The sequence below is a fragment of the Legionella sp. km535 genome (assembly GCF_003990085.1).
GTDB lineage: Bacteria > Pseudomonadota > Gammaproteobacteria > Legionellales > Legionellaceae > Legionella > Legionella moravica.
On sequence record NZ_RZGU01000009.1, the window covers coordinates 30,210 to 53,177 of the forward strand.

Sequence of the window (22,968 nt, forward strand, 5' to 3'; positions counted from 1 at the left end):
TATATTTTATACAGACAATTGGTATAATAAATCAACTATTCTAATTAACGAGTTAAAAATGCTTTTTATTCAGTACAGCAAAACCAAGGGTAACCTTCAAAACATTAAATCAGGTAAATCCTGATTCATTTGGGCCTTGTTTATAATTGGTCACCAAATGGTTTACACAGGAGTGGGGTTACATTCATGACAAAGTTGGCGGCACAGATAAAGAACTCGAACAAGCCATTGAAGATCGTATGCAATTCCTGACAGAAAATGCGGATCGAATCCATTTGGCGTTTTATGACGAACTTGTTGTTGGCGCATTTCGAATCGAGAATAAAACTGTAATGTACACTCAGATTCAGAGGAATATAAATTAAATGTAATTAAATAGCGTTAATCCTTGAATTCGGACGAAACTTTGTTGTGCAATCTGTAAATTCAGGACTTGAATGTTAAATTGTGTTGCTACTTCTATAGGATCGATTTCCCGAAGCAATTTTAAAGCCGCTTCACTGGTATCGAGCAAGGTTTTATTCGCATTATCAGCACTGTCTAATTGATTAAGACGAGCACCCAAGTCGGCTTGAATTTCAGAAATATTAGAGAATGCTGCATCTAACTGAGCCAATAATTGATTGTTTTCAGTTTTAGTCGCTGCTTTTTCAACCGGTGTTTTATAGGGTTGATTTAAATTCGCTATCATCCGTTGAACGGTGGAAAACATGGATTCATTCTGGGACGGAGCAATTTCGAAAGCATCACCAGCCTGTGGAGTACCGGTTACCGTCATATCCATACCATTAAAGGAAATTACAGATCCCTCCTTATATAAAGGAGCATCATCAGGTAACCCTGTTGGCGGAATGACATCCCCGCTTGCAGTACCACTAACCATAACGACTAAATTACCTTGAGTGTTAAGAGCAAAACTCATGGTATAAGTATCGGGTACGTAAGCAAGCGGATCAACGACTGAACCTGTGCTGACTACCCCCGTGCCCGTATTGGGAGTAGCAGTCTGTTTTACTGTAAACGTTCCATTACCATTGGGTATACGCATAAACACATTATCACCAGTGTCGTTCATGGCTACTTGCAGGCTATGAGTCACTGCCTGAAATCGCTGAGTACTGTCGCCATTGTATACAAACTGTCCTGAGGAGTTTATAGAAATGGGCTGGACAAACGACTTTCCTCCACTGAACATGTAATTACCATTAGAATCCTTTGTATTGGCATAATCCTGGAGCTGACCCAAAAGGTTTTTTGTTTCAACTGATAGTGCTTTTCTATCCTCTTCAGACAGTGCATCATTACCTGCCTGAATTTGAATTTCTCTCAAACGATTCAAGGAATGAATGGCATCAGTTAATATTCCTTCTTCCAAGCTAAGAGCACTTTCCGCAGACTGCCTATTTTTTTGCAATAATTCTGTAGCGCCTATACGATGATTCATTAATTCAATTTGAGATGAAGCTACAGGATCATCAGATGGTGATTGAACTTTTAGGCCACTGGATTGCTGGCCTTGCAATTTCATGACTCTTGATTGCAAATCCAATAAATTATTTAACCCGGTTTGATACATTTGATTGGTAGAAATTCTCATTTATCACCTCACCATATCGAACAACATGCTCATCATTTGATTGGATATTTCCAAAAGCTTCCCAGCTGCTTCATAGGCCTGTTTAAATTTAAGGAGATTCACTCCTTCCTCATCCTGATTCACGCCGCTTTTGCTTTGCCAAAAATCCAGCGCTTGTTTATGTAATACATCGGCCGATTCTGAACTTAGTTGAGCTTGTTTGGTTTGTCCGCCAACTTCTGCCAATAAATTGGCATATCGGTCAAAAAGACTTTCAGTCCCATTGGATAAAAATTTGTCCTGCTGGATACTCGATAAACTTAAACCGTTGCGGTTATCACCCACTGCGCCTGAATTATAATCAGCAGTAAATTGATCGCCTGATTTAGGAATACCCGATACCACCACAGAATAGGATGGAGTCACACTATCAGGTATCTGAATCGTATTATTAGTATTCGGTACAAAAGCAACAGGGCCTGTTGTGATACTGTCTGTTACATTGACCAGGTTGTATTGTGTGTCCGATATAAATTCAATTCGGTACTGTTTATTAACTGCCGTAGTATTGTATATCGTTCCCAAAGCAATTTGTCCCTGTCCTGTATTATTCAGTGAAGCTTGGGTACTAACGGTTGAAGCCATGGCAATTTCACGTGGATCATTAATTTGTAATGACAAATCTCGCCCAGCTCCACGGGTAGGAATTAACGTAAAGCGATCGTTATCAGCAAGGTTTGTCGTATCATCAACTGTAATCGTCATGCCCTCAAAAACCAGTTGACCTGCTGGTGGAGCAGGGGGTGTATTTGTCCAGTTTAAGAGCGTTGAACTTCCATCGGATTTACGAGTTACTCGTACCTCATTCGTAAAGGCATCGGTGACAACCAAATCGTAATCACTCAGTTTTGTTTGTGAAATATCCGATATGGCTACTGATAAGATTCCCGTGCCCGTATTTGTAGCTGGAGCGACAACCCTGTTTTTTTGTTGTGCAGAACTATTGTAATCGGTAAAAAAATCTTTACCGATTAGATTATTCAAATCCATGCCCAATTTATGTTGAGCATTAAACGTTTGAGCCAATCCTATAGCCATTTGTCCAATCATTTGACTGGCTTGGCCAACCACTTCACTCTCATAATCCATTAATCCGCCAAGCATACCTGAAGTTAATCTGGAAGTAATATCAATTTGACCGGTTCCATTATCCAAATAAACCTTTGTTCCCGAAACAGTTGAATTCCCCGCTCCGACAACCAAATCCCTTTGTTCTGTCCCTGAAACCAACATATCACCAGTTGCAATTCCCACACTGATTGTGCCATCACCTTGATCAAAAATAGACAAATTTGTGTATTGAGACAGTTCTTTAAGTAATTCATCCCTTCTATCAAGTAACTCTGGTGTATCAGGGGTGCTCATCAACTGTTTATTGATAGCGGCTATGTCTCTCGTCAGTTGATTGATTTGCCGAACTGCACCTGAAATTTGAGCTGTTGAATTCTGTTGATATTCATCCAGTTTGTTTTGCATGGAATTAAACTGTTGCACTAATAATTGGCTTTGTTTTATTGCCACACTTCTTGAGGAAATACTGTCAGGAGCGCTGTTTAGTTGGCCTAAAGCATCAAAAAACGACTGTAAGGACGTAGAAATGCTCGTCCCATCCTGAGACAATAATTTATCTATTTGAATAGCTTGATTATAGAATGTGTCAAATTGCGATTTAAGGCTTAAGGTAGTTCTGACCTGCGAATTAGTAAATTGATCAACATTTCGGTCGATTGACGCAACAAACACCCCGCTACCGATGTATGAACCAGCAAATCGTTGGGAAGGCCCAGGAGTAAATTGAATAGTCTGTCGAGTATAACCCTTAGTAGTCGCATTGGTTATATTATTTCCAGCGACCTGGAATGCACGTTGGAATGCACTTAAGCCAGTATAAGCAATATTCAGTATGGACATCTTCGTTCACTCCCTAGACTTATGCATACAATTGTTCCAAGCGTTACACCTGATCTGCGAATCCACATCGCTGTATTGCCTGATTCAATTCGTCGCCATGATAAATAGACAATATTTTACTTCCATAATTTGGATCCGTTGCATATCCGGCCTTATGAAGCTCCTGGACATAGGCCTCTGGATCTCCTGCATTTGCCAGTGCATTCTGGTATCGCTCACTGCCTTTTATTAATGAAACATAATCATTAAAACTCTGTTCAACAGAAGGATATTTGCGAAACGACGCACTCATATTAATAGGTGTATCGGCAATATACTCCGTTGTTTTAATTTTAACCGATTCAAAACCTTTACTCGATCCGGTTTTTACATTAAATAAATTATTACTGCTGGAGCCGTCTGCATCCTTTGCAACAAATTTTCCCCAACCAGTTTCAAGAGCAGCTTGAGCGATCAACACTTTAGGATCCAGTCCCATTAACGAGGCTGCCTGCTTGGCCATTGGCCAAATCGATTTAACAAAGTCATCAATGACGGGGGTTTCTGTGCCCTTCTGTACTTTAGAATCTAACACTCCGCTCAGTGGACGTAACGAATCAGTACTTCCTGTTTTCATGGTATCGGCTTGATTTCTGCCAACCGTACCTTCTAATTGTCTGGACAGCATGGCGGCTAAACCTACTCCCCCTGAATCTGCTATATTTTTAGCATATTGCCCATCCAGCATCTCCTGAAAGGTAGCTTCATTCTTGCCGCTAAAAGGACTGGACTCATCAAGAAAATGTTGTCCCATACGCATACTTTTCAGCATGGATTGCAAAAATATGCCCTCAAATTGCCTGGCAACTTCAGGTAATGCCTTTTTTTCATCCTGATTAGCCTGGACTTTCAATTCATTTAAACTTTGAAAATCACTGACAGCTATTCGATCTATTTTCATTTCCATCACCTGTTCTATACATCTTTAAATTACGATTAATGTTGCATTCAATGCGCCAGCTTGCTGTAAGGCTTCAAGAATGGCGATAACGTCCGCCGGGGTTGCTCCTACAGCATTGATTCCTCGAACAATATCCTTCAATGTCGTTCCTTTAGGAAGAACGAAGGCACGATTACTCTTTTGCTGTATATTGACCTGAGATTGTTGTGTTGAAACCGTTCTTCCCCCAGCAAAGGCATTGGGCTGGCTTATAACTGGGGTCTCGGTGATACTGACCACGAGATTTCCATGAGATACAGCCGCCGATTTAACAATCACGTTACTGGAAATAACAACCGTACCGGTCCTTGAGTTAATAATAATTTTCGCAACGGGTTCTCCCGGAGTGAACTCTATATTCTCCAAAACAGAAACATAGTCTACCCGTTGTGATAGTTTTTTCGGGGCAGTTACTGTAACCGAAGTAGCATCAAGAGGCCTTGCAGTTCCTGGCCCCATCATTTCATTGATGGCGTCACTCATTCGTTTTGCAGTAGTAAAATCAGGGGCATGCAAATTATAGGTTAAGGTTTTTGAGAAATAAAAAGGATTAGGAATGTCTGCTTCAACGGTAGCACCATTCGGAATTCGTCCTCCGCTGGGAACGTTTACGGTGACACTGGAGCCATCAGAACCCGCGGCGCTTACCCCAGAAACGATAACGTTACCCTGTGACATAGCATATACACGTCCATCCGCTCCTTTTAATGGGGTAAGTAATAATGTTCCCCCAAGCAGACTTTTAGAATCACCTATGGATGAGATATTCACATCCAGTGTTTGCCCCTTTTTCATAAACGTAGAAAGACTGGCCGTAACCATCACCGCAGCAATGTTTTTAGAATTAAGTCTGATGCCAGGAGGAACATTAATACCCAACTGTGTTAACATATTGGCGAACGTGTCTTCGGTATATTTAGTTCCTGTTTTATCACCAGTACCATTTAAACCCACAACCAATCCATAGCCAACCAACTGGTTGGTTCGGACTCCAGACAAAGTGGCAATGTCTTTGATCCGTTCGGCAAAAGCTGAACTCATGATCAAATTCATTGCTATAAACCATGTAATAACCAGCAGTCGCCGCATTACAGTTCCTTGTTAATTGCCTCTAAAAATTAAGTTGGGAATAACGGACTCCATAGGAATCGAGCAAACCAACCCTGGGCATTCGCATTATTAACTTGTCCAGTTCCCCCATAAGATATCCGGGCATTCGCTACTCTATCTGAAGTAATCGAATTGTCCGCTTTGATATCTTGAGGACGAACTATACCAGAAAGTTGCACGTATTCATTACCTTGGTTAATTTTAACCCATTTTTCACCTTGTACTACCATATTTCCATTAGCCAGGACTTTGGCGACCGTAACCGAAATACTACCAGCCAAACGATTGTTTTGAATAGACTGCCCCTCTCCTGTAAATTTCCGTTGGTTACTCAGATCAAAGTCCATACTGTATCCACTGCCCAATGAAATGGGTCTTCCCATAAACACATTATTAACTACTTGTTCTTCATCATTTTTCTTTTGTCTGGTCGATGCATTTTTTTGAGCATCAGTTCGTTCAACCAGGAAAATAGTCAATATATCACCAGGATGCCTTGCTCTTGGTGTTTCAAAAAGGGGTAAAGCAGTTTCACTACTGTAGATTGCTCCATTCGCTTTACGCAGTTCTTTGGGATCCGGGCCTGTCGGATATGTTGGAGCGTACTCAGGATTTGTTCCCGGAGCCGGTGGATTAATTGCTTCACACCCGCTCAACAGAAGCACCGAAAAACAAGTCACAGCTAAGTTTAGAGTTTTCATGACACTAATCCGCTTATAGAGTTTGCGTTAAATACTGCAACATACTGTCGACAGTCTGTATGCTCTTTGCGGTAATTTCATAACTTCGTTGGGCCTGAATCATATTGACCAACTCTTCAACCACATTCACGTTAGATGCCTCAAGAGAACCTTGAAGCAAAGTTCCTAATCCGGAGTTACCCGGGTTATCGGTTTGAGGGGTTCCACTGGCAGCTGTTTCAGTAAATAAATTTTGTCCTATAGGTTGAAGACCTGCGTTATTAATAAAGTTAGTTAACTGGATGGTTCCAATAACTGACGGGGTGTTATTCCCAGCAACAGTGGCACTTACCGTTCCATCTGTTCCAATTGTAATGCCTATTGTTTGAGCAGGAACGGTAATGGCAGGTTGAATTGGGTATCCATTACTGTTAACAATCTGTCCTGTATTGTCTGTCTTTAAACTTCCATCTCGTGTATAAGCTTGAGTACCATCCGGCATCAGAACAGTTAAAAATCCTTGACCTTCAATCGCAACATCGAGAGGATTTTGAGTATTTTGCAGCCCACCCTGAGCAAACATTTTTTCTGTGGCAACCAGGTGAACACCAGTTCCCATATTGATACCAGTCGGGATTTGAGAATTCTGCGTTGATTGAGCTCCCGCCTGACGCAGGTTTTGATAAATTAAGTCTTCGAATAAGGCTCTACCCTTTTTAAATCCTGTGGTATTAACGTTTGCAAGGTTATTCGCGATGGTAGCAATATTTTTATCCTGGGCTTCCAAGCCAGATTTACTGACCCATAGTGCTGGTTCCATGACTGTCTCCCGCAATTATTCTTATTATTTTAAGACTAGTCTTGCAATAGTTGTGCCAATTTTTGTCCATTATCATCGACTGTTGAAAGTATTTTCATTTGAGCATCGAATTCACGGCCGGCACTGATCATACCCACCATTTGATCAATCGCCTTAACATTCGATCCCTCAATTGCACCATTAATCACTCTTACAGTCGAGTCAGCTTTGGCTATACCCCCTTCCTTAAGCTGCATTAGTCCTTCATCGTTTTTAACAATATTGGTTCTATCCAGTTTAACCAGTTTAATTCTGTCCAATATAGCAAGGCTTTTGACATCCCCTTCTAATGGAATGATCGTTATGGTCCCATCATTACCAATTTCTATAGACTTTGCAGGTGGGATGGAAATTGGACCGCCATCCCCCAGAACTACTTTCCCCGAGGCTGTAATTAATTGTCTGTTAACATCCAATCGTAGGCTTCCTCCACGGGTATAAGCTTCATTTCCCTGACCGTCTTTCACTGCCATCCATCCGTCACCATCTATAGCAACATCAAGATCACGGCCAGTTGTAATAATTTCACCAGGTGTCAAATCTATGCCATTGGGTGCCTGAACAACAAACGATTGTCCACTTTTATCGTTGACTCCATTAGCGTCACTCATATACATGGTTTGGGCCTGATAAAGATCTGCTTTAAAACCTGGGGTGTTTATATTCGCCAAATTATTGGCGATTAACTCCTGTCTTTTAAAATCAGAACGCCCACCATTTACTGCATTATACAAAATAGGCTCCATGGCTTATCTCCTACCTAATATTAATGATGGTTTGAGTAATGGCATCCCCTGTTCGTATGGTTTGTGCATTTGCCTGGAAATTACGCTGGGCGCCAATCAATTTGACCAACTCACTGGTTAAATCCACATTAGACTCTTCCAGACGGCCTGAATTAATCAATCCCAATCCACCAGTTCCTGCGCCACTCACTAATGGTTGACCTGATGAAAAGGTCTCAGCCCAACTCGTATTTCCTAAATTTTGCAAGCTTTCTGGATCAGAAAAGTTGGCCAGCTGCACTTGCCCCATAGTCAGAGTACGACCATTAGTATAGCGTCCCAGAATCACTCCAGAGTCATCAATGTCCAAACCCGCAAGGCTGCCTGTTGTGTATCCGTCATTTTGGGTTGACTGAACAGCAAAAGGACTACCGAATTGTGTGCTGTCAGATAAGTCAATATTTAAACTCAATGGATTCGAGCCATTGTTTAAATTAAGTGATAAGGGAATATAATTATTAGGCAATGCAGCGTCTGCTGTATCAGTTACCCCTGCAAAAGACCCATCAGCATTAAAGTTTGCCCGGAATAAATTATCCGTATTATTGGGTCCAACGTTAGCCGGTACGTTTTGATTATCGATTTGAAAGGCAACATACCATTGATTCAACGTTCCAGGAGGTGACGCGGCATTGGGATCTCCTGCAACAGCAGCGGAATCTGCTCGAATAAAATACATGCTTAACACATGAGAATTTCCAAGACTGTCGTATATAGTTGATGAACTGACGTTATTATAAGTATCAGTAGCCGGCGTTGCACCACCGGTCCAATCTACCCCAGGCGCTGTACTCTGAGAATATAGATTAACTCCTGCATTGACCATACCACTCGCCTTGGGACTGATATTGGCAGTATTGATTTGCAAGTCTCCTGAAGCTCCAGTAATGACACCACTTTTATCTGCAAGCAATCCAGTCAAGCGTTGATTGTTTGCATTAACAATGTGATTTTCATTATCCAGTTTAAACTGGCCTGCGCGGGTGTATACTTTTGCCCCCTGGTCACTCAAAATAAAAAATCCTGATCCATTAACGGCAAGATCCAATGTATTATTCGTAGGGCTTAACGTTCCGGTTGCAAATGATTGATGCACTCGAGACAATTTAACCCCGCTTCCAACGGATGTACTACCTGTTCCATAGGCACTATAGGTGTAGATGTCAGCAAACTCCGCGCGCGATCCCTTAAATCCTACTGTTGCTGAGTTAGCGATATTATTGCCTATGACATCCAGGTCTTTGGTCGATGCCTGTATTCCACTTAATGCTGTATTAAAAACCATAATAGCCTCCTGCTTATAATTTTTAGCACTCACCCAGATACATGCAGAGATTGCAGATCATTTATACGGTTATTTGCCTTACCTGGTCTAAAGATATTGAACCGATTCCAGCAACATTGAGTTTTAAACCTTCTCCGTTTTGACCCAAGCTAACGCTGTCGACATTTGCTGAAGTCATGGTTTTTAGAGCAACTTCCTGTCCACCATAAGTTCCATTGACTTTAATTTTATAATTTCCAGCAGCTACGCGTTGATTATTTTGATCGGTTCCATCCCAGTTAAATTGAAAAAAACCAGGCGTAGGTTGCCCCAAAGAAAAAGTTTTAATAAGTTCGCCAGATGCTGAATAAACAGATGCCGTTGGATTGGCAAGTCCTGCGGGCATGTCAATGGCTGCCTTGGCATCGCCATCAGTTCCCAGGCTCAGACCGTCGCTGTGAACCAAAACTTTACGTCCGACCAGCGCAGAAGCTTGAAGGGCCTGATTGGATTGTAAAGAAGTAGCCATTTGCTGTAATGAATCTTGCATACGGGTGATACCGTCATTAGTACTAAACTGTGCCAACTGTGATAGGAATTCACCATTAGGTTGTGGCTGCATGGGATCCTGATTTTGTACTTGAGCAACCATAAGCCTTAAAAAATCCTGCTGCCCTAAACTTGTTCTGGCAGAAGAATCCGCCTGACTCAGTCCTAAAGTGCTTGCTGAGTTAGCTCCATTTACTGAATTAGTCATCCTGTTCCCCTTATTCACCTTATTCACCCAACTGCAGTGTTCTTTGCATTAGTTGCTTGGTAGTATTGAGTAATTCTATGTTCATTTGATACGATCTGGACGCAGAAATCACATTAGCCATTTCCTCTACGTAATTGATATTTGGGGTATAAACAAACCCATTCTCATCAGCCAGAGGACTGTTAGGATTATAGCGTCTTGAAGGCTCCGCATTACTCTCATAAATGCCCTTCAATTGCACACCCGCCCTGATATTATCTCCCATCCATTGATTTGCTTTCTCCTGAACAGCCTGAAAAACTGGATATTTGGCTTGATACACTTCGTCAGGACTACTGGCCTCGACGTTCGCATTACTCATATTTCCAGCGCTTGTAGTCAATCGAGCAGTTTCTGCCGTCATAGCTGATCCGGCAATGTCAAAAATAGCATTTAATGACATGATTATTCTCCTTTTAACGCAACGATCATGGATTTAATTTTACCGTCAAGAAAACTAAGACTTGCTTGATAATTGAGCGCATTCTTCGTAAATTCTGCGGTTTCAATGTCTTTATCGACCGTGTTCCCGTCCATCGATTTATGATTTGTGATGCGATACTTCATTTGAGCAGAAATATCCGCATTGCTGCTGATATGATTCGCTGAAGTAGTTTGTAATTGCTGAGAACTTCCTGCCATGGAAGCAGCGAGAACCTCATTAAAGTCCATATCTCTGGCCTTATAATTTGGAGTATTCACGTTGGCCAGGTTATTCGCTAATTGGGATGCTCGCTGGTCTCGGACAAGAAGCGCTTTGGCATGAATCCCAAAGTAAGAATCAAGATTAAGAGGCATATTCACTCCTTTTTATTATTGATATTAATAAAGCAAACATTGTGCCAATACAGAAAGAGTGAGAAAATAAAGCAATTTAACTTGTCTGGAGTACTCTATATGTCAGACTGTAAGACAATTCCTCCAAACGCCATCCAACTTATTAAATCTTATCTGCTGCAGTTGCAAAATTCAATTTGCTCGTCTCTTGAGGAACTTGACGGTTCAGCTCAATTTAAAGAAGAGTCCTGGGAACGCCCAGGTGGTGGAGGCGGGATCACACGAGTACTGTCCAATGGTGGAGTATTTGCCAAGGCTGGAGTCAATTTTTCCCATGTTTCGGGAGAACAATTACCTGGTTCAGCTACTGCACACCGCCCCGAACTGGCAGGTAGGCATTTCAGTGCATTAGGAGTGTCACTGGTCATTCATCCTGAAAATCCCTATGTTCCTACGTCACATGCAAATGTACGATTTTTTATTGCTGAAAAAGACGGAGCGGAACCCGTGTGGTGGTTTGGTGGTGGATTTGATCTGACCCCCTACTACGGTTTTGTCGAAGATTGCAAACACTGGCATCAAAAAGCATATGAAGCCTGCCAACCCTTTGGCTCGTCAATCTATCCTGAGTTTAAAAAATGGTGTGATGAATATTTCTTTATCAAACATCGAAACGAAGCACGCGGGATCGGCGGATTATTTTTCGATGATTACAATAAAATCAGTTTTGAACACAGTTTTGCATTAATGCAAAGTATAGGAAACCATTTTATTCCAGCGTACGCCCCAATAGTTTCGCGTCGAAAAGATCATCCTTATGGATCTGAAGAAAAAGCATTTCAAAATTACAGACGTGGACGATATGTCGAGTTTAATTTAGTCTATGATCGAGGTACCTTATTTGGTTTACAATCTGGCGGCAGAACCGAATCCATATTGATGTCACTCCCACCAGAAGTACATTGGAATTACAATTGGCATCCAGAGGAAGGCAGCAAGGAAAGTATCTTGTATACCGACTTCCTTCCAGCAAAAGATTGGATTAATACTGATCATTAGAGCATTTGTGGTCAACAGGTTGTATTTTAATAAATGAAATTACATCCTGCTGACCGGTTTTTCAATCTGATTACATGGTTAAATCAACCCAATATCGCTTTTGTTCTGCTGTCTCAAACAGACCCATAGCCCTAATGCTGCAATACTGTTCATCACAGCAAGTAAGAGAAACACTTGAGGTATTGCCACATTAAAATGCAATAAGAGCATAACTAAAATAGTACCAAACACCATGAATAATGCATTATATATATTATTGGCTGCAATTGTTCGTGCGCGTGCTTCAGGGTGACTGGCAACCTGTAAATAAGTATATAATGGCACAACAAATAAACCGGCACAGAATGCCAGCATAAATAAATCAAAAGCGATTCGCCAATGGTTCAGATAAGTAAAAAAGACCAGCAGTGGTGTCAACTGTTCCGTCATTTGATTCTCTGAAGGTGACGCCCAATAAAGATCAAAAGTAAAACAGGTTAGTGCCAACATAGCAATTGGGACTATGGACAGGGAAATAGTCCCTTGCAGTATCCGATTAATCATTAATGAACCTAAAGCGATGCCAATAGAAAAAATCGCTAAAAACACAGCAAACACGTTAGTATTTGCTCCTAACACATAATGAGAATAATCAGGTAACTTGGTCAACAATACTGCGCCAATTAACCAGAACCAGGAAATCGTTAATGTGGATAATAAAATCTTTTTATCCTTTTTGGCTTGTTTTAGCATCATTAAGGTGGAGCGCCAGATATGGAAATCCACATGCAAGGTCTGGAGAGATGATGGTGCACTTGGAATAAACAGACTGGAAATTAGTCCGGAAAATGCCGCGCCAAGCGTCATGAGCATCGCAAAGGAAGGTGTTGCCCGATCTGAACCAATTGCTAATGTTCCCAGGGTTGTTCCTAACAAGATGGCTACAAAAGTACTGGCCTCGATTAAACCCGTAGCACGCAGTAAATCCTGTTTTGGCAGGAGATCTGGCAAGATCGCGTATTTTATCGGTCCAAAAAATGACGAGTGAATTCCCAAGCCAGTCAGGGTAAACATCATCAAAAAGATATTTCCTCTGTACAAGGCGAAACTGCCTAGTAGCATCAAAATAACTTCGAATACTTTTACCAAACGTGCTAACAGTGCTTTATCAAATTTATCAGCTAATTGCCCGGATAGGGCTGAAAAAATAAAGAATGGAGAGATATACAATGCACCAGCCAACGCTTGATAATATTCAGATTGAGATTGAACATGGCTTAGATGGTAGCTAATCATCGTTAACATTGCCAATTTATAAGCATTATCATTAAAGGCACCGAAAAACTGAGTAAGAAAGATCGGTAGAAATTTTCTCTGCTTTAAAAGGTTAATATACCCTGAACTCACCATATCCCCATCAATACTGTAATAAATGAATATCAGCAAGGATATTGGGGTCCCGGTAGAAAGTAAATGAAAAATATCAATTAACTGATTAAATTCTCTCTCAAATTTAACGTAACAAAGACACATACCGCTTTTGAAAGCGTACCTTCATCTGATTGCTGTAAATAAAAAAACGAATTATTGATATACTGCCTTGCATTGAAAAAACATGTACAAATAATTGGTTTCAAGCACCACCTATCGGCCTCGTGAATCACTTAGACCAATTCATCAAGCAATTGCGCTATTTTTTTGGTTTCACCCCGGTAAAACAGAGTGTCTACAGGGCATACAACAAATTGACCGGGTAAGCTTTCCTTTTGGATTGCTTGAAATCCGTGACGCTCATAAAACTTTTGTGCCGCTTGCAACTGCTCTACTGTGCCAAGAAACAATTCTTTAAAACCATGCTTTAATGAATTCTTAATCAGCGTCCTTAGTAATAAAGACGCAATACCCAACCCTCGATATTCAGGAGTTAGAAAAAATTTTTTCAGTTCTCCCTGTTCATTATTTATTTTCTTTAACCCGATACTCCCAATAATTGTGCCTTGAGCATCAACGGCATACCAAAAATTACAGGAATTATTAAAATAGTAGTTATCTTCCGCCTTAAGAATTGATATGTTGATATCAGCGGTTACAGGGATATTAAATTCATCAACCTGAATTCGCTCAATCATGGTCATTATTTGTTTTCTCAAGGTTCTTGAAGTTGAAAGTCTTAATAGTTTAACCTGATCTCGTGCAATACGGCTTTGTTCAAGAGCTAAAGCGTATTTGCCAATGGCACTAATAACCTGCTCTTTATCTTCCTGTGTCAAAAAATGAAATGCCCGCTTGATTTTGCTGTTAGAATACTCGTCAATATAATGAATTTTTTCTTTGCCCTTATCGGTGATTCTGAGAAAACGTTCTCGCTTATCTATCCCTTCCGTCGCAGAAACCAAACCCTCTTTAATTAAGGATGTAACAATTCGAGATAATGTAGGCATCGAAATTAACAGTAATTGACTCAATTTGGCACTGGTAACATTGGGTTCTTTATTAATCTCTATCAAAGCATGCCAATATGAAGGTTGTTCTTTGGCATCGATCTTGTTTAATTGCAGCATCCCTAACTCGCGAATCAATTTTCTGGAGTGATGTCTTAATGTATCAATTGAATCATTCATCAGCAGAATCCTCGTTACATTATAAAAATGGTTTCAATTCATATTTATTTTACTTAAAAAATATAAATCGGACAGCATAAAAACACATTAAATGATTATATATATTCTCTGTACATGACAAAAAAACCTGCCTTGCCCGCCCGAGCGCATTAGGGTCCGGGGAAAATGAGCGCGCTTTTGCACGCAAGTATTTTACCCCCCTAAACCCTCTCCCCCACGCTACGCGCGGTAGAGAGGGGATTTGATCGTAAGAAGCTCATTTTCCCCGCACACTAGCACGCCTGCGCGGCTAAGACAGTTTTTTTGTCATGCACAGATATATATATTGCATAACACATGCTTTTTTAATATTATAGTTTCATATTTTTATTAATTTTATAAATTAATGGCTCTTGAACAACAGAGTGGGTCATTTGAACAGTGTTCAATACATTCCGACTAAACTATTTAATAATCTGTATGGAGTCTCTATGGAGCATCTAAATCAATTAACAACCCTTATGCCTCTTATCGCACTGGTTTTTATCTCCTTAATAAGCCCCGGACCGGACTTTGCAATTACCGTAAAAAACAGCCTAGTCTATTCAAGACGCAGTGGTTTACTCACAGCCCTGGGTATTGCGTTAGGAAGTTTAATCCATATTAGTTATACCTTGCTTGGCCTAGGTCTGTTAATTACAGAAATTCCTGTTTTGATGCAAGTTATCCAATACATTGGTGCGTCATATCTCTTTTACATTGGTTATAAAAATTTGAGAGCCAAAGCAACCGGAGATAGAATCGATGGATATGACAACATAGAGGATCTGAACCCTTGGCAGGCTTTTTCAGTAGGTTTTATAACCAATCTTTTTAATCCTAAAGCGATGTTATTTTTTATCAGTCTATTTTCCGTACTTATGCCCAGAGACATTTCAGACCCCAATAAAATAGTTCTAGCCATCGTACTCTTTTTAGAGACATTAGTCTGGTTTTCATTCGTAGCATTTAGCCTTTCAGGAAAGAAGACAAGAGCCAAATTTCAGAGCATCAGCCACTGGATTGAACGAGTAACCGGGGCCATTTTGATTGTTCTGGCAGTAAAATTATTCTTTAGTCAATTAGCGATTTAGCACCGTCTAATTTCATCGGTGAACTACACAATTACATCTCCGTTATAATCAACCCGGCATGAGGTTATTCCATTACCGTAAGATAGAGAAATCTCCCAGTATTACGACTTTGTCTAATACAGGCTACTTAGAATAGACCTTGAGCTCATCCTGTGAAAGAAACAGGATCAAATACAAGATAGATGTTGCAATATGTTTGATTTTGACACAAAACAGCAATTTGATGCATTAGTAGTCGCATTGCATCCCAAAATATAAATTAAAACATGCTTTAAAAACATTAAACAATGTGGTTGAATGTACAACAAAACCATGAATATGTATTCATACATACCTTTTAGTACCGTTTTGGAGTTGCAATTTTGATTTATGAGATATATTCCTTCGATTTTGATGGATGCCTGGCGAATCTTTTTTATTTATCCAGCGAGGATAAAAACATTATTCTGGCCAATAAAGGCTTGCTTGATGCACTCAAATCATCACCAAATCCCAAAATTATTCTGGTAGGTTCAAACCGACAGGGGTTAATGGATGACTATAACAACGCTCTAGCTGACAAACGAGGCTCCTGTTTTCCTGCAGTAAAATTGATTACCAGGGAATTGAACACTCACGAAGCCCCTGCCATTCTCGATGAGTTGCTACTGAGTGATGTCTATAACGACCTGGCTGATGGTACTTCGTTTAAAATGGCACTTAGATGCATAGATAAAAACAAAAGAGATTATATTCCAGGAAAATTAAAGAAAGCTGAGCACCATCCAAACTGGATGCATGATGAGAGCAAATTAACAGTGCTTTATGCCCAGATTCACAAAATAGCAAAAGACCACCCACGTGACGATCTTCAATTCAATTTCATTGATGATCGAGAGGATATTTTAGATAACTTACATAACTATTTCCTAAAATATCCGGAACTCATTCCCCATAATGTCACTTTGCATTTAAAAAAATATATTGGGCCTTACGATAAGGACAATAATCCAATTGATCCCATTATGACAGACTATGCTCCTCTAAAAGGAACCCGAGCCGAAGCTGATGCGGACTACAAGCATACGGTCAAAATAATGGCCGCAGTAACTATAGAACAGATGAATGCTAAAGATTATTTTCTGACTGCAACCCTTTCTCGAAAGTCTATCTCAAGCTACGAAGAAGCAAAACGCTACCATTTTAATACATCGACAATTAAAGTTTCTGCTTACTATGAGCCTGGTATGCTGCCCTATAAGCCTCCAGAATATTTTACTCCTAAAAAAAGTCGATTAGCTCGATTTGGATCATCATTCTTTTCCAGTAAAAATTTATTGGCCGACACTTATGGTACCAGTTCCTCCTCCCCACGATCTGCGTCTATGACGAGTAGCAGTTCAGATCCAAGACCAGGCTTTAGTTATGCCTCGAGTTCAACTTCAAATACACCTTATGACGATGCTCCTGATCCTGATTATGTACCTCAAAGCCGCGCTGATTTTGATTTATCATTGCCCCCTCTTCAATTATATTCATCTGAAGAAATGAGCCATGAAATTTCTGATTCAGAATCCCGATTACCTCATACAGAACAACAAACACAAGGCGCAGTAAAACCATCCAGGATGTTGTCGGTTCATCGGTTAATGCCTCCAAGAGAGGATCTGCATAGGGATCAAATTGATTCAGAGACAGCTACAGAGTCTTCTACCGATACATTACCGAGTTATACTACCGGGTTTTAATTAAGCTGAAGCAAGAACGCATCAACAGCATATGCCAGGAATGTATTGGCAATTAGCTTATTCAGTTGCTCTATAGCCCCTGTTGTTCAAAAAATATAGTGCTATTTTATATTGAAAAGAAGTTAATGAAGTACTAATGGATTAATTTTTGAGGATCAAGCCAGACTAAATTATCTGGCTTGGATGTCTTATCTTTATTCGCTTGCTTCGGTAGCTAAAACAACCTCTTGAGCTTTAAGGCCTTTTGGTCCTTTATCAAGCACAAAAGTTACAGGATCGTTTTCATGGAGGGTTTTAAAACCTACACCTTGAATGTCTTTGTAATGTACAAAAATATCATCGCCCTGCTGATTAATAATAAATCCAAATCCCTTTTTTTCATTAAACCATTTAACATGGCCTGTCTCTCTTTGCGACATTAGCTATCCCCTTTGTCTTAAACTTTTTACATCGTGTTCGTTATTTAAATTATATTAATGTTTATTTCAGATAGTCTTTTATAAATGTCTAAATTTAAGTCACTCATAAAGTTGTTATCTACGCTATAATAAACAGTTTCTCATGCACGAAGAATCACGCACACTCTGATTAGCATAACAGTTTTTTATTGATTGTTAAGGATTTTTTTCAAAAATTGTATTTGTTTTCAATAATTTTTTGTTTTAGGAATGAATAATGAATCATACCAAATCATCTTTTATAAAATTAGCTCTAGATTGCCAGGTTTTAAAATTTGGTGAGTTTACTTTAAAATCCGGACGACTCAGCCCCTACTTTTTTAATGCAGGATTATTTTATCAAGGAAGCGCATTGCGTAAGCTTGGCCAGTTTTATGCCCAAACTCTAATAGAACACCAGGTTGAATTCGAACATCTATTTGGCCCAGCCTACAAAGGACTTCCTCTTGCAACAACCACAGCAGTAGCGCTAGATGAATTAGGAAAAGACTGTACTGTCACCTTTAACCGAAAAGAAGTAAAAGATCATGGTGAAGGAGGGCAATTAATTGGCGCTCCATTAACTGGAAAAACCATTATAGTTGATGATGTGATTACTGCTGGAACTGCTTTTCGTGAGGCTCAATCACTGATTAAAGATCATGGAGGAATTCTAAGCGGGGTTATTATTGCATTGGATCGATGTGAAAAGGGACTGACGGAGAAATCAACTTTGTCTGAAATAAAGGCTCAAGGTATTGCTGTTTATTCAATTATCGATTTATTTGATTTAATTGAGTATCTGCACAATGAAAATGAACTAGCTCAGGTGAAAAAACTGGAGGCATATCAAGATCTGTATGGCTGTGAACGTTGAGAACACATTAGAGACTCAAAATCAGCTTCTCCTGACTAATTAAGATTAGCCGGGTTACAACAACACGATAACCCGGCTAAACTGGCCCTACTCTTTTGCGTCTTCTTCTCTTAGTTCAAGCCACATTGCATTCAATACTGCAAAAAAACAAGCCAAACCAGTACCTAAAACCCAGGAAAAATACCACATACTTCTCTCCTCAATAAGCTGAATCCTGATTATCCAGGACAGTCTTCTCAGTTACTTTGCCTCGCAATACTCTATAAACCCATGCAGTGTATGCCAGAACAATAGGTAAAAATACTATTGTTACTACTAACATAATAAACAAAGTCAATTGGCTGGAAGAACTATCCCAAACCATTAAACTTTGCTGTGGATAGGTAGACGAAGGAAGAATAAAAGGAAACATACTCACGCCAACAGTTCCAATCAAAGTGCCAACACTCAATCCGCTTAAAACAAACGCTAATACTGCTCGTTTTGCCAATATCATCGCAAGCAATGCTGCAACAAGACTGATTACAGGCACAAGCATTGTGATAGGATAGGCACGATAATTATTGAACCATGCACCAGCTTGGATTGAAGCTTCCTTATATAACGGATTTGATGGTCCATCATGAGGCATAACGCCATTAAGAACATAACCATTAATACCATAAAAAGTCCAAATACCCAGTACGCTAAACAGTAAAATTACACCTAAAGCGCACCATCTCGCGCTGATACGCGCTCTTTCCTGCAGAACACCTTCAGTTTTTACCTGAATAAAAAAAGCACCATGCATTGCGAGCATTAATACCGATAAAATACCGCATGCCAGGGCATAAGGATTAAGCAACTCAATGAAAGAACCCGTATAAAACACTCTTAAACTGTCATCAAAATAAAATGGTACACCTTGCAGCACATTTCCCAACGCGACTCCAAAAATCAGCGAGGGTACGAATCCGCCAATAAATAAAGCCCAGTCCCATGTGGTTCGCCAGGCAGGATTTTTCAATTTAGAACGGTATTTAAATCCAACTGGTCGAAGGATTAATGCTAAAAGAACAACCAGCATCGCCAGATAAAACCCGGAAAACGACAGTGCGTATAATGCAGGCCAGGCAGCAAAGATAGCGCCGCCACCCAGAATAAACCAGACCTGATTACCCTCCCAGGTCGGCCCAATGCTGTTAATGAGCACACGTCGCTCAATATCGGTTTTTCCGAGCCAGGGAAGCCACATGGCCACACCCAGATCGAATCCATCCATAATTGCAAAGCCGATTAATAAAATACCTATTAATAACCACCATATTACTCGTAATGTTTCATAATCTAAAGGCATTGGTATCTCCTAAAATTAGTGCTGCATGCCATCTGGACCAAGGCGAATGTATTTCACCATCAAATAAAGCTCTACAACGGCCAGAACGGTATAAAATAATACGAAACCGGCTATTGATGTCATCACTTGGCCTGGAGTTAATGCGGAAGCGCCCATAAACGTAGGCAATATTCCCTGAACAACCCAGGGTTGACGACCGTATTCAGCAACCACCCAGCCTAATTCAGCAGCAACCCAGGGTAGAGGTAAAGAATAAAAAGCCATTCGATGATACCACCGGGTTTTTTCCAATCGATGACGCACTGATAAATAGAAACCGATCGCAAAGAGCAGAATAAAATAAAGACCGCAGGCAACCATTATTCGGAACGAGAAAAACATGGGCAGAACCTTGGGTTTCAAGTCTTGAGCCGCCATGTTAATCTGCTCATCAGTAGCATCAGTCACATTCTCAGTGTATTTTTTTAACAGTAATGCATAGCCAAGGCTGTTGCTGTGTTCACTAAATACTTTTTTAGCCTCTTCGTTATTAGGATCTTTTTGTAACGTTTTCAAGGCGTTATAAGCAATCATACCGTCTTTGATTTTTAATTTTCCTTCATCAATCAACTCAATAATTCCCTGTAATGGGGTATTTAATGAACGAGTAGCAATAATTCCCAATGCAAAGGGTATATCAATGGCGTACTTGGTACTCAGCGTTTTTTCATCAGGGATACCAAAAACAGTTAATGCAGCAGGTGCTTTCTCGGTATGCCACATGGCCTCCATTGCAGCCAATTTCATTTTTTGGTTTGAATTGGCAACGTATCCGCTCTCATCACCCAATACTACTACAGATAACGCTGAAGCCAGACCAAAAGACACTGCTACCGTCATGGAGCGTTTGGCAAAAGCCTTATTCCGATCACGCAACAAAAAATAGGCGCTAATCGATAAAACAAACATGGCGCCAGTAACATAGCCAGCACTGATGGTATGCACAAACTTGGCTTGGGCAACTGGATTAAATAACATGTCGTAGAAGCTGCTGACTTCCATACGCATGGTTTGATAATCAAAATAAGAGCCCACGGGATTTTGCATCCAGCCATTAGCAATCAAAATCCATAATGCCGACAGGTTAGTGCCTAAAGCTAACAACCAGGTACAAATCATGTGCTGGAATTTCGACAGTTTATCCCAACCAAAAAAGAATAACCCTACAAAAGTAGCTTCTAAAAAGAATGCCATCATCCCTTCGATAGCGAGGGGCGCACCAAACACATCACCGACATAATGAGAATAATAGGCCCAGTTAGTTCCAAACTGAAACTCCATGGTTAGGCCGGTTGCGACACCCAAAACGAAGTTAATACCAAACAAAACACCCCAGTATTTGACCATTTGCCGCCAGATTTCCCGCCCTGTCATAACATAAACCGTTTCCATAATGGCAAGCATAACCGAAAAACCCAAGGTCAGCGGAACGAATAAAAAGTGGTACAGTGCGGTCAAAGCGAACTGTAGCCGGGAAAGATCTACTACCTCACTAACAGGAATCATTAATTCACCTCTTATTAATTTGGGACGATGCGGGTTGAGTTGTTTTTCCTAACATCCATTCCTCGCCGCTTGGCAGGACAGGATGCATTCCTCTGACACAGACATACCATAATAGAAAAAGCAATATCATTTTAACCGTGATCGTTAAAGTTATATCTCGTGTAAATGGTTTCATAGCAGTTATCCAGATTTGGAACGTTAATACTATATCTCAAGTAAAATTAATTTTCACTAAGTTCTTGACAATGCTAAAGATAATCATTATCATTAAATCTTGTTTTAACGAACTAATACATTAATATGAAACTACATACTTATACTAAAAATTCTGCGCTTCCTGAATTAATGCATGCAATCAGTTTATTAAATAATAAAGAAGAAGCGCTTCAATTTTTTACGGATTTATGCACTCCGGCTGAATTGGAATCAATGGCTGACCGTTGGCAAGTAGTTCCCCTGCTCCGTCAAGGTGTCCCCTATCGCACAATTCATGACCAAACCGCCGTTAGTGTTACAACCATCACACGGGTAGCCCGTTGTTTAAGCTTTGGAACGGGTGGTTATAAGCTCATTGCAGAACGAATGGAGAATTTATGAAAAATCGTTTACGACTGGCCATACAAAAAAAGGGGCGATTATCTGATGAATCCATCAGTCTGTTACAACGCTGCGGTTTAAAATTTCGCATTAAACCCAACGCCCTTCTCACTCATGTAGATAACTTCCCTATCGATTTGCTTTTTGTTCGCGATGATGACATTCCCACTTTAGTGTTTGACAATTTATGCGATGGCGGAATTGTTGGTGAAAATGTTTTATTGGAAGCCTCTCTGGCAAAACCCGGTAAATTATATAAACAATTATTAGCTTTAGGCAGCTGCACCTGTCGTCTCTCCATCGCAGTTCCCGAATCCTTTGATTACCAGGGTCCTGGAAGTCTGGATGGTAAGCGCATTTCAACCAGTTACCCGTATTTACTTAATCAATATCTGGAAGAACGCTCCATTTGTGCTGAAAGTCTGATCCTATCAGGATCCGTAGAAGTAGCGCCTCGTATGGGGATGGCTGATGCCATTTGTGATCTGGTATCCAGCGGACAGACATTGGAAGAAAATAAACTCTATGAAGTAGATACCGTACTGCAAAGCCAGGCTGTATTCATCCAGACTCAAAAGCAATTTTCCCCCGAAGCCCAAGAGCTGTTTGACATGCTTGCGCGACGTATTCAGGCTGTTCAGCAGGCACAGGAACGAAAATACATTGTTTTTCATGCCCCAAAATCAGCACTGGAGCGTATTTCGGAACAATTGCCCGGAGCAGAAGCACCAACCATTCTCCCCCTACCCGATAATATGGATAAAGTGGCAGTGCATGTAGTTTCCAGTGAGCGCGTCTTCTGGAAAACGCTGGAAACAATCCAGGATTTAGGAGCAAGTTCTATTTTAGTGTTACCCATTGAAAAAATGTTGGAGTAAGTG

25 protein-coding genes are annotated in these 22,968 nt (G+C 40.4%); 7 read left to right on the top strand and 18 right to left on the bottom strand.

Annotated elements, in window-relative coordinates:
- The first annotated feature begins 146 nt into the window (after positions 1-146).
- The gene (locus tag ELY21_RS06845; RefSeq protein ID WP_127108105.1) at positions 147-365 is read left to right on the top strand and encodes a hypothetical protein; all 219 of its coding nucleotides are present in this window, start codon (positions 147-149) and stop codon (positions 363-365) included.
- On the opposite strand, the gene flgL is transcribed toward ELY21_RS06845, so the two are convergent.
- From flgL to flgB, 11 genes are all read right to left on the bottom strand, one after another.
- The gene (gene flgL / locus ELY21_RS06850; protein ID WP_127108107.1) at positions 362-1,597 is read right to left on the bottom strand and encodes a flagellar hook-associated protein FlgL; all 1,236 of its coding nucleotides are present in this window, start codon (positions 1,595-1,597) and stop codon (positions 362-364) included. The two genes, ELY21_RS06845 and flgL, sit on opposite strands and share 4 nt — an antisense overlap.
- Positions 1,598-1,600: 3 nt before the next feature.
- Positions 1,601-3,547: a flagellar hook-associated protein FlgK gene (gene flgK / locus ELY21_RS06855; RefSeq protein WP_127108109.1), complete on the bottom strand. Its 1,947-nt coding sequence runs from the start codon at positions 3,545-3,547 to the stop codon at positions 1,601-1,603.
- A 43-nt stretch (positions 3,548-3,590) separates the two neighbouring features.
- Positions 3,591-4,487, bottom strand: coding sequence for a glucosaminidase domain-containing protein (locus tag ELY21_RS06860; RefSeq protein WP_127108111.1), 897 nt, complete (start codon positions 4,485-4,487; stop codon positions 3,591-3,593).
- Positions 4,488-4,511: 24 nt separating this feature from the next.
- On the bottom strand, positions 4,512-5,615 hold the full coding sequence (locus tag ELY21_RS06865; RefSeq protein ID WP_127108113.1) for a flagellar basal body P-ring protein FlgI: 1,104 nt from the start codon (positions 5,613-5,615) through the stop codon (positions 4,512-4,514).
- Between the two features lie 29 nt (positions 5,616-5,644).
- Positions 5,645-6,337 carry a flagellar basal body L-ring protein FlgH gene (gene flgH / locus ELY21_RS06870; RefSeq protein ID WP_127108115.1) on the bottom strand — a complete coding sequence of 231 codons (693 nt, stop codon included), beginning with the start codon at positions 6,335-6,337 and terminating at the stop codon, positions 5,645-5,647.
- A gap of 13 nt (positions 6,338-6,350) precedes the next feature.
- Positions 6,351-7,136, bottom strand: coding sequence for a flagellar basal-body rod protein FlgG (gene flgG, locus ELY21_RS06875; RefSeq protein WP_028384120.1), 786 nt, complete (start codon positions 7,134-7,136; stop codon positions 6,351-6,353).
- Between the two features lie 35 nt (positions 7,137-7,171).
- Positions 7,172-7,921, bottom strand: a complete 750-nt coding sequence (flgF, locus tag ELY21_RS06880) for a flagellar basal-body rod protein FlgF (RefSeq protein WP_127108117.1) — start codon at positions 7,919-7,921, stop codon at positions 7,172-7,174.
- Positions 7,922-7,931: 10 nt separating this feature from the next.
- Entirely contained in the window at positions 7,932-9,245 is a 1,314-nt protein-coding gene (flgE, locus tag ELY21_RS06885; RefSeq protein ID WP_127108119.1) for a flagellar hook protein FlgE, read from the bottom strand.
- A 61-nt stretch (positions 9,246-9,306) separates the two neighbouring features.
- On the bottom strand, positions 9,307-9,981 hold the full coding sequence (locus ELY21_RS06890; RefSeq protein ID WP_127108121.1) for a flagellar hook assembly protein FlgD: 675 nt from the start codon (positions 9,979-9,981) through the stop codon (positions 9,307-9,309).
- A 19-nt stretch (positions 9,982-10,000) separates the two neighbouring features.
- Positions 10,001-10,423 (bottom strand): flagellar basal body rod protein FlgC, encoded by a 423-nt coding sequence (gene flgC / locus ELY21_RS06895; protein ID WP_127108123.1) that lies wholly within the window; start codon positions 10,421-10,423, stop codon positions 10,001-10,003.
- A gap of 2 nt (positions 10,424-10,425) precedes the next feature.
- Positions 10,426-10,818, bottom strand: coding sequence for a flagellar basal body rod protein FlgB (gene flgB, locus ELY21_RS06900; RefSeq protein ID WP_028384125.1), 393 nt, complete (start codon positions 10,816-10,818; stop codon positions 10,426-10,428).
- A gap of 99 nt (positions 10,819-10,917) precedes the next feature.
- Here flgB and hemF point away from each other — a divergent pair, with 99 nt between their 5' ends.
- On the top strand, positions 10,918-11,856 hold the full coding sequence (hemF, locus tag ELY21_RS06905; protein WP_127108125.1) for an oxygen-dependent coproporphyrinogen oxidase: 939 nt from the start codon (positions 10,918-10,920) through the stop codon (positions 11,854-11,856).
- Positions 11,857-11,934: 78 nt separating this feature from the next.
- Here the strand turns inward: hemF and ELY21_RS06910 are convergent, their stop codons facing one another.
- Both ELY21_RS06910 and ELY21_RS06915 read right to left on the bottom strand, forming a co-directional pair.
- Positions 11,935-13,242: an MFS transporter gene (locus ELY21_RS06910; RefSeq protein ID WP_127108246.1), complete on the bottom strand. Its 1,308-nt coding sequence runs from the start codon at positions 13,240-13,242 to the stop codon at positions 11,935-11,937.
- Between the two features lie 257 nt (positions 13,243-13,499).
- Positions 13,500-14,456 (bottom strand): bifunctional helix-turn-helix transcriptional regulator/GNAT family N-acetyltransferase, encoded by a 957-nt coding sequence (locus tag ELY21_RS06915; protein WP_127108127.1) that lies wholly within the window; start codon positions 14,454-14,456, stop codon positions 13,500-13,502.
- 470 nt (positions 14,457-14,926) lie between these two features.
- Here ELY21_RS06915 and ELY21_RS06920 point away from each other — a divergent pair, with 470 nt between their 5' ends.
- Together ELY21_RS06920 and ELY21_RS06925 are read left to right on the top strand one after the other, a co-directional pair.
- On the top strand, positions 14,927-15,568 hold the full coding sequence (locus ELY21_RS06920) for a LysE family translocator (RefSeq protein WP_127108129.1): 642 nt from the start codon (positions 14,927-14,929) through the stop codon (positions 15,566-15,568).
- 362 nt (positions 15,569-15,930) lie between these two features.
- Positions 15,931-17,295: a hypothetical protein gene (locus ELY21_RS06925; protein ID WP_127108131.1), complete on the top strand. Its 1,365-nt coding sequence runs from the start codon at positions 15,931-15,933 to the stop codon at positions 17,293-17,295.
- A 194-nt stretch (positions 17,296-17,489) separates the two neighbouring features.
- On the opposite strand, the gene ELY21_RS06930 is transcribed toward ELY21_RS06925, so the two are convergent.
- Positions 17,490-17,714, bottom strand: a complete 225-nt coding sequence (locus ELY21_RS06930; protein ID WP_028384131.1) for a cold-shock protein — start codon at positions 17,712-17,714, stop codon at positions 17,490-17,492.
- 256 nt (positions 17,715-17,970) lie between these two features.
- Between ELY21_RS06930 and pyrE the strand changes: the two genes are divergently transcribed.
- Positions 17,971-18,609 carry an orotate phosphoribosyltransferase gene (gene pyrE, locus ELY21_RS06935; RefSeq protein ID WP_127108133.1) on the top strand — a complete coding sequence of 213 codons (639 nt, stop codon included), beginning with the start codon at positions 17,971-17,973 and terminating at the stop codon, positions 18,607-18,609.
- Positions 18,610-18,696: 87 nt separating this feature from the next.
- Here the strand turns inward: pyrE and cydX are convergent, their stop codons facing one another.
- The 4 genes from cydX to cydP are packed head-to-tail and all read right to left on the bottom strand — an operon-like array spanning position 18,697 to position 21,665.
- Positions 18,697-18,798, bottom strand: a complete 102-nt coding sequence (cydX, locus tag ELY21_RS06940; RefSeq protein ID WP_127108135.1) for a cytochrome bd-I oxidase subunit CydX — start codon at positions 18,796-18,798, stop codon at positions 18,697-18,699.
- A gap of 10 nt (positions 18,799-18,808) precedes the next feature.
- Positions 18,809-19,945, bottom strand: coding sequence for a cytochrome d ubiquinol oxidase subunit II (cydB, locus tag ELY21_RS06945; protein WP_127108137.1), 1,137 nt, complete (start codon positions 19,943-19,945; stop codon positions 18,809-18,811).
- A 15-nt stretch (positions 19,946-19,960) separates the two neighbouring features.
- Entirely contained in the window at positions 19,961-21,490 is a 1,530-nt protein-coding gene (locus tag ELY21_RS06950) for a cytochrome ubiquinol oxidase subunit I (RefSeq protein ID WP_127108139.1), read from the bottom strand.
- Between the two features lie 4 nt (positions 21,491-21,494).
- Positions 21,495-21,665 (bottom strand): cytochrome oxidase putative small subunit CydP, encoded by a 171-nt coding sequence (gene cydP, locus ELY21_RS16030; protein WP_370272538.1) that lies wholly within the window; start codon positions 21,663-21,665, stop codon positions 21,495-21,497.
- Between the two features lie 125 nt (positions 21,666-21,790).
- Between cydP and ELY21_RS06955 the strand changes: the two genes are divergently transcribed.
- A complete protein-coding gene (locus ELY21_RS06955) occupies positions 21,791-22,087 on the top strand; it encodes a YerC/YecD family TrpR-related protein (protein WP_127108141.1) in 297 nt (98 codons plus the stop codon).
- Entirely contained in the window at positions 22,084-22,965 is an 882-nt protein-coding gene (gene hisG / locus ELY21_RS06960; protein ID WP_127108143.1) for an ATP phosphoribosyltransferase, read from the top strand. Before ELY21_RS06955 ends, hisG begins: the two co-directional genes overlap by 4 nt.
- Positions 22,966-22,968: the final 3 nt, after the last annotated feature.

Excerpts from the sequence above, each read along its gene's own strand:
- ELY21_RS06955 (WP_127108141.1), top strand. The coding sequence starts at position 21,791 with ATGAAACTACATACTTATACTAAAAATTCTGCGCTTCCTGAATTAATG.
- flgL (WP_127108107.1), bottom strand. The coding sequence starts at position 1,597 with ATGAGAATTTCTACCAATCAAATGTATCAAACCGGGTTAAATAATTTA.
- ELY21_RS06915 (WP_127108127.1), bottom strand. The coding sequence starts at position 14,456 with ATGAATGATTCAATTGATACATTAAGACATCACTCCAGAAAATTGATT.
- cydX (WP_127108135.1), bottom strand. The coding sequence starts at position 18,798 with ATGTGGTATTTTTCCTGGGTTTTAGGTACTGGTTTGGCTTGTTTTTTT.
- ELY21_RS06865 (WP_127108113.1), bottom strand. The coding sequence starts at position 5,615 with ATGCGGCGACTGCTGGTTATTACATGGTTTATAGCAATGAATTTGATC.
- flgE (WP_127108119.1), bottom strand. The coding sequence starts at position 9,245 with ATGGTTTTTAATACAGCATTAAGTGGAATACAGGCATCGACCAAAGAC.
- hemF (WP_127108125.1), top strand. The coding sequence starts at position 10,918 with ATGTCAGACTGTAAGACAATTCCTCCAAACGCCATCCAACTTATTAAA.
- cydP (WP_370272538.1), bottom strand. The coding sequence starts at position 21,665 with ATGAAACCATTTACACGAGATATAACTTTAACGATCACGGTTAAAATG.
- flgG (WP_028384120.1), bottom strand. The coding sequence starts at position 7,136 with ATGGAACCAGCACTATGGGTCAGTAAATCTGGCTTGGAAGCCCAGGAT.
- ELY21_RS06920 (WP_127108129.1), top strand. The coding sequence starts at position 14,927 with ATGGAGCATCTAAATCAATTAACAACCCTTATGCCTCTTATCGCACTG.
- flgK (WP_127108109.1), bottom strand. The coding sequence starts at position 3,547 with ATGTCCATACTGAATATTGCTTATACTGGCTTAAGTGCATTCCAACGT.
- cydB (WP_127108137.1), bottom strand. The coding sequence starts at position 19,945 with ATGCCTTTAGATTATGAAACATTACGAGTAATATGGTGGTTATTAATA.
- ELY21_RS06890 (WP_127108121.1), bottom strand. The coding sequence starts at position 9,981 with ATGACTAATTCAGTAAATGGAGCTAACTCAGCAAGCACTTTAGGACTG.
- flgH (WP_127108115.1), bottom strand. The coding sequence starts at position 6,337 with ATGAAAACTCTAAACTTAGCTGTGACTTGTTTTTCGGTGCTTCTGTTG.
- ELY21_RS06930 (WP_028384131.1), bottom strand. The coding sequence starts at position 17,714 with ATGTCGCAAAGAGAGACAGGCCATGTTAAATGGTTTAATGAAAAAAAG.
- ELY21_RS06950 (WP_127108139.1), bottom strand. The coding sequence starts at position 21,490 with ATGATTCCTGTTAGTGAGGTAGTAGATCTTTCCCGGCTACAGTTCGCT.
- pyrE (WP_127108133.1), top strand. The coding sequence starts at position 17,971 with ATGAATCATACCAAATCATCTTTTATAAAATTAGCTCTAGATTGCCAG.
- ELY21_RS06860 (WP_127108111.1), bottom strand. The coding sequence starts at position 4,487 with ATGAAAATAGATCGAATAGCTGTCAGTGATTTTCAAAGTTTAAATGAA.
- hisG (WP_127108143.1), top strand. The coding sequence starts at position 22,084 with ATGAAAAATCGTTTACGACTGGCCATACAAAAAAAGGGGCGATTATCT.
- flgC (WP_127108123.1), bottom strand. The coding sequence starts at position 10,423 with ATGTCATTAAATGCTATTTTTGACATTGCCGGATCAGCTATGACGGCA.
- flgB (WP_028384125.1), bottom strand. The coding sequence starts at position 10,818 with ATGCCTCTTAATCTTGATTCTTACTTTGGGATTCATGCCAAAGCGCTT.
- flgF (WP_127108117.1), bottom strand. The coding sequence starts at position 7,921 with ATGGAGCCTATTTTGTATAATGCAGTAAATGGTGGGCGTTCTGATTTT.